This is a genomic window from Saccharomonospora halophila 8 (genome assembly GCF_000383775.1).
Taxonomy (GTDB): domain Bacteria; phylum Actinomycetota; class Actinomycetes; order Mycobacteriales; family Pseudonocardiaceae; genus Saccharomonospora; species Saccharomonospora halophila.
This window is the reverse complement of the sequence record NZ_KB912545.1, coordinates 14963-20455: the sequence shown is the minus strand read 5'-3', so window position 1 is coordinate 20455 and position 5493 is coordinate 14963. Positions and strand designations below refer to the sequence as shown.

At 70.7% G+C, this 5493-nt stretch carries 7 protein-coding genes; 1 reads left to right on the top strand and 6 read right to left on the bottom strand.

Annotated elements, in window-relative coordinates; genetic code table 11:
• The 4 genes from SACHA_RS21530 to SACHA_RS25305 all read right to left on the bottom strand — a co-directional run.
• Positions 1 to 737 (bottom strand): aldo/keto reductase (locus SACHA_RS21530; protein WP_019809608.1); only part of this gene is annotated, 737 nt, incomplete at its 3' end.
• Positions 738 to 806: 69 nt separating this feature from the next.
• Positions 807 to 1178 (bottom strand): hypothetical protein, encoded by a 372-nt coding sequence (locus tag SACHA_RS0110820; protein ID WP_019809606.1) that lies wholly within the window; start codon positions 1176 to 1178, stop codon positions 807 to 809.
• 171 nt (positions 1179 to 1349) lie between these two features.
• A complete protein-coding gene (arc, locus tag SACHA_RS0110815) occupies positions 1350 to 3167 on the bottom strand; it encodes a proteasome ATPase (protein WP_019809604.1) in 1818 nt (605 codons plus the stop codon).
• Positions 3168 to 3368: 201 nt separating this feature from the next.
• The gene (locus tag SACHA_RS25305) at positions 3369 to 3707 is read right to left on the bottom strand and encodes a hypothetical protein (RefSeq protein WP_198010130.1); all 339 of its coding nucleotides are present in this window, start codon (positions 3705 to 3707) and stop codon (positions 3369 to 3371) included.
• Between the two features lie 60 nt (positions 3708 to 3767).
• On the opposite strand from SACHA_RS25305, the gene SACHA_RS0110810 reads away from it, so the two are divergent.
• Positions 3768 to 4295 (top strand): hypothetical protein, encoded by a 528-nt coding sequence (locus SACHA_RS0110810; protein ID WP_019809602.1) that lies wholly within the window; start codon positions 3768 to 3770, stop codon positions 4293 to 4295.
• A 13-nt stretch (positions 4296 to 4308) separates the two neighbouring features.
• Here the strand turns inward: SACHA_RS0110810 and SACHA_RS0110805 are convergent, their stop codons facing one another.
• Positions 4309 to 5130, bottom strand: a complete 822-nt coding sequence (locus tag SACHA_RS0110805) for a tRNA (adenine-N1)-methyltransferase (protein WP_020628615.1) — start codon at positions 5128 to 5130, stop codon at positions 4309 to 4311.
• Between the two features lie 19 nt (positions 5131 to 5149).
• Positions 5150 to 5493 (bottom strand): CBS domain-containing protein (locus tag SACHA_RS21525; RefSeq protein WP_039738674.1); only part of this gene is annotated, 344 nt, incomplete at its 5' end.

Below are 5493 nucleotides of genomic sequence, written 5' to 3'. Positions count from 1 at the left end.
GGGCCCGTCCCGAGCCGAGCGGCCTCGGCCGCGAGCGGGGCGGGCGGGTCGAGGACCAGGCGTCCGTTGGCCAGAGTCTCCTTCAGCTGCACCAGGGCGCCCCGCGCGTGCGCCTCGGCCAGTGCCGGACCGGCGGAGGGCTCCAGCGGGTTCCACGTCGACTGCACGGCCGTGAACACCGCACGACCGTCCACCTCCGTCGCCAGCGCCCGGCGGATCGTGTCCGCCTGGCGCGGCCCGGACGTCGAGAAACCCACCCGCACGCCGCGCGCCGGCAACTCCGCCAGGTCGGACAACAGCGCCCGGTCGTCGAACACCGGGCTGTCCGGGGTCAGCGAGTGCACCTGGTACAGCGACACCGCCCCGCCCAGCAGCTCTCGCGTCCGGGCCCACTGCGTGCGGAACCGTGTCCGGGAGTGCTCCTTGGTCTCGTGCACGTCGGCGTCCACCCGCCAGCCGCCGACGTAGGCGTAGCCCCACTTACTGGACACGACCACGTCCGGGTGCCCGCGGTCGGCGAGCCAGTCCGCGAGGAACTCCTCGGCCCGACCGTAGGAGGCGGCCACGTCCACCCGCCGCACCCCGCGCGCGTAGGCGTGGTCGAGCACCGCGTGGGTGACCCGCCGCATCTCGCGCACGGATCGTTCACCCGGCAACACCCGCGTCCGGCCCAGATTCAGGTACGCGGGCCTGCCCACCGCCGCGAGTCCGATCGCGGTCCGTGCGAGGTTGTTCATCGGGCCGACGGTACGGGATATACAGGAACCGCCGGACTGGGTTCGACTCCGGCGCGGTGGTATAGGCCGTTATACATCACGCTGTCGGAGAAGTTCGAGGAACTGCTCCGACGAGAGCACCTCGCGGTGCAGCTTCTCCAGCCGCGCCGCCGGCGCCCGGACATACCCCTTGCCGAACACCGGGGCGAGCTGACGCAGACTCGCCCCCGCCTCCCGCGCGGCGAGCAACGTCCAGTCCGAGGCGTTCGCACACGCCGTCGCCGCCTGCCGCAACTGCCCCAGCAGCGCGACCAGCTCCTCCGCGGCCAGCTCCCCCTCGCGCACCGCCCGCGCGGTCTCCTCCAGCCAGGCCAGCATGTCCGCCGCCGTCACGGGTGGCGCCATGTCGGTCCCCGGCGGATCCGTGTGCGGACCGATTCGCTGTGTGTCGTCCACATCCATACCCGGACGGTATAGGACGTTATACGTCTCTGGCCAGCCGGCGCGTCGCGGGAAGAACCCGACCCACCCGACAGTGGGGCCGCCCGCGCGTCGCGCGCGGGCGGCCCCACTGCTTCTCGGAGGTGCTCCTGTGGTCGTGTGGTCGTGTGGCGTACCGGGCCACCGGCCGGCTCAGAGGTACTGGCCGGTGTTGGTCGCGGTGTCGATGACCCGGCCGGAGTCCTGGTTCTTCCCGGTGACCAGGGTGCGGATGTAGACGATCCGCTCCCCCTTCTTCCCGGAGATGCGGGCCCAGTCGTCCGGGTTCGTGGTGTTCGGAAGGTCCTCGTTCTCCGCGAACTCGTCCACGATGGCGTCCAGCAGGTGCTGCACCCGCAGCCCCGGCTGCTCGGTCTCCAGCACCGACTTGATCGCCGACTTCTTCGCCCGGTCGACGATGTTCTGGATCATCGCGCCGGAGTTGAAGTCCCGGAAGTACAGCACCTCCTTGTCCCCGTTGGCGTAGGTGACCTCCAGGAACCGGTTCTCGTCGGTCTCCTCGTACATCCGCTCGACCGTGTGCTGGATCATCGCGTCCAGCGTCGCCTCCGAGTCACCGGCGAACTCCCGCAGGTCGTCGGTGTGGATCGGCAGGTCCGCGGTCAGGTACTTGGAGAAGATGTCCTTGGCGCCCTCGGCGTCCGGACGCTCGATCTTGATCTTCACGTCGAGCCTGCCGGGCCGCAGGATCGCCGGGTCGATCATGTCCTCCCGGTTCGAGGCGCCGATGACGATGACGTTCTCCAACCCCTCGACACCGTCGATCTCCGACAACAGCTGCGGCACGATCGTCGTCTCCACGTCCGACGACACGCCACTGCCGCGGGTACGGAAGATGGACTCCATCTCGTCGAAGAACACGATCACGGGAGTGCCGTCGGAGGCCTTCTCCCGGGCCTTCTGGAAGATCATGCGGATGTGCCGCTCGGTCTCCCCGACGAACTTGTTCAGCAGCTCGGGGCCCTTGATGTTCAGGAAGAACGACTTCGCGTCGGCCGCGCGACCGTCCCCCCTCGCCTCGGCCACCTGCTTGGCCAGCGAATTCGCCACCGCCTTCGCGATCAGCGTCTTCCCGCACCCCGGCGGCCCGTAGAGCAGGACACCCTTCGGCGGAGCGAGTTGGTACTTCCGGTACAGGTCCGCGTGCAGGAACGGCAGCTCCACCGCGTCCCGGATCTGCTCGATCTGCCGGAACAGGCCACCGATGTCCTCGTAGCGGACGTCCGGCACCTCCTCCAGGGTCAGATCCTCGACCTCGGCCTTCGGGACCCGCTCGTAGGCGTAGCCGGCCTTGGAGTCCACCAGCACCGAGTCGCCCGAGCGCAGATTCTGCTCGGTCAACGGGTCGGCCAGCCACACCACCCGCTCCTCGTCCGCGTGGCCCACCACGAGCGCACGGGCGCTGCCGCTGCCGTTCTCCGGCAGCAACGTCTCCCGCAACGTGCAGACCTCGCCCGTGCTCTCGAACTCGCCGGCCTCGACCACGGTCAGCGCCTCGTTGAGCCGGACACTCTGCCCCCGGCGCAGTTCGGACACCTCGACGGCGGGTGAGACGGCCACCCGCATCTTGCGTCCGGACGTGAACACGTCCACGGTGCCGTCCTCGTAGGCGGTGACGAACACGCCGTACCCGCTCGGAGGCTGTGCGAGCCGGTCGACCTCCTCCCGCAGCGCCAACAACTGACTCCGCGCCTCGCGCAGAGTCTCGGTCAGCTTGTTGTTGCGCTCGGTGAGCTGATTCACCCGCTCGTTGGCCTCCGTGAGCCGTTGCTCCAGCACGCGGTTCTGCCTGGGCGAGTCGGTGAGCTTCCGACGGAGCAGGGCCACCTCCTCCTCGAGGAAACGGATCTGCCGTGCCTGCTCGCTCGATGGGGTCTCCGTGGCTCCGGCTCCGCTCGTCTGTGAAGGGTCGGCCTCCTCGTGCCGACCTCCGGGAAGGTCGTGTGGCATTTCGGCACCTCCTCGGAATGCATTTCTTCCCACGGTACCGGCGATCACCGACATGAAAAGCCCTATCCGCGTTACAGGATCGGCGCGTCGTCCGGCTCCCGACCGTGTACCCGCCGGACCCGCACGGGACTCCGGTACCCCTGCGGGCACAGCCGGTCACGCGAACCGCGGGAACCCACCCCTGCCGGGAATGATCCTCTTCTACGATTGTTCCGCCCCCGGGCGATCACCACAGGTACCGAGAAGCAGGAGCGAGTCGTGACACAACCACCGCAACCGGGCCCACCCGACCCCTACGGACACCAGGGCCCACAACCCGGCCAGTGGGGCCAGCCCGGACAGCCCCAGCAGGGAGGATGGGGCCAACCCGATCAGTGGGGACAGCAAGGCCAGTGGGGACAACCGGGCCAGCCTCAACCCGGCCAACCCGGCCAGCCGGGCCAGCCGGGCCAGTGGGGACAACCGGACCCGTCCCAGGCCGGGTATCCGGGCTACCCGGGCTACCCGGGCGTACCCCAGGGACAGCCGGGATACGGCCAACCGGGATTCGGCCCTCCGGGTCCCGACGGACCGCCGCCGAAGAAGAAGACCGGACTGATCGTGGGCCTGTCCCTCGCCGGACTCGCCCTCGCCGGCGGCGTGGTCACCCTCGTCCTCGTGCTCAATGGCGGGGACGAGGGCGAGTCCGAACAGCAGGCACAGCCGGGCGGCACCGCACCGAACACCGGACAGCAGGCACCCGGACCGGGCCAGGGCCCTCTCCCCGGTGACCAGCCGGGCCTGCCCGGCCAGTCGTCCGCCCCGATGCCCGGCCCCGGCGGCGACGCGGATCAGCCGGGAGCCGGATCATTCGACGCGGCGGCCGTGCAGACGCTCGCGGACCGGTTCATCGAGGCCTACAACAGCCGCGACTCAGCCGCGCTCGGTCAACTTGTCTGCGGAGGAGCCGGCCAGGTCAATTTCGACGAGGTTCCGGACAGCGTCCGGATCACCCGAACCGGCACCCCCTCCGGTGACGCTGGCTCGGCGACCGTGCCGATCAAGGTCGAAATAAGGGGCCGGTCGGAGGAGGGGGATCTCATGGCGGGCTCCCAGGGCGGCGAATGGTGTGTCACCGGCCTGGGATGACCCGGCCCCGCCGTCAGCCTCGGCTGGGCCTGCGGCGCGGCCGGGGCGGGGTGACCCCCTCGGCGAGTCGGCGGGTGGTGAGCAGGAACGCCGTGTGCCCCACCATCCGCTGCTCCGGGCGGACCGCCAGCCCGACCACGTGCCAGGGGCGCACCATCGTCTCCCACGACTGCGGCTCGGTCCAGCACTGCTGCTCGCGCAGCGCCTCGGTGAGCCGGGACAGCTGCGTCACCGTCGCCACATACCCGACCAGCACGCCCCCCGGCACCAGCGCCGAGGCCACCGACGGCAGCACCTCCCACGGGGAGAGCATGTCGAGCACCACCCGGTCGGCCTCCCCGGTGAACCCGGTGACGTCACCGACGGTGAGATCCCAGTTCGCCGGGGACTCCCCGAAGAACCGCTCCACATTACGCACCGCGTGCGTGGCGTGATCCTCGCGCACCTCGTACGAGGTGACCCGGCCCTCCGGCCCGACCGCACGCAGCAGCGAGCACGTGAGCGCCCCGGACCCCGCGCCCGCCTCCAGCACGCGGGCGCCGGGGAAGACGTCCCCCCACATCACGATCTGCGCCGCGTCCTTCGGGTAGATCACCTGGGCCCCGCGTGGCATCGACAACACGTAGTCGGCCAGCAGCGGGCGCAGCGCCAGGTACGCGGTGCCGCCCACGGAGGTGACCACCGACCCCTCGTCCAGGCCGATGAGGTCGTCGTGGGCGATCGCGCCCTGGTGGGTGTGGTACTGCCCACCCTCGGACAGGACGACGGTGTAGTGCCGCCCCTTGGGATCGGTCAACTGCACCCGGTCGCCGACACGGAACGGACCTGCGGACACCACACCTCCAGGAATGCCCTCACGGGCGGGGAACGGACGGATCGGGGCTCCGATCGTCCCAGACCGGCGGGCGCCGGCCGAACCCGGTGCCGCCCCGTGCGGAGCACGCCCGCAGGAGGTCGTCGCGGCGCAGGACACCGGTGGGCCGCCCGGACGGGTCGAGGACCAGGAACTGTCCCGTGCCCACTCCGGCCAGGTGATGGGCGAGGTCCTCGGCGCTGTCGCCGTCGGCCAGCACCGTCTCCGGACGGATCGGCTCGGCCGCCCGTTCGGCGGGTGAGCCCGGGGCCGTGGCCGCCAGACGCTCGGCCGAACCGGTGTCCAGCAAACCCGCCGCGACCCCGTCCGCGCGGACGAGCACCA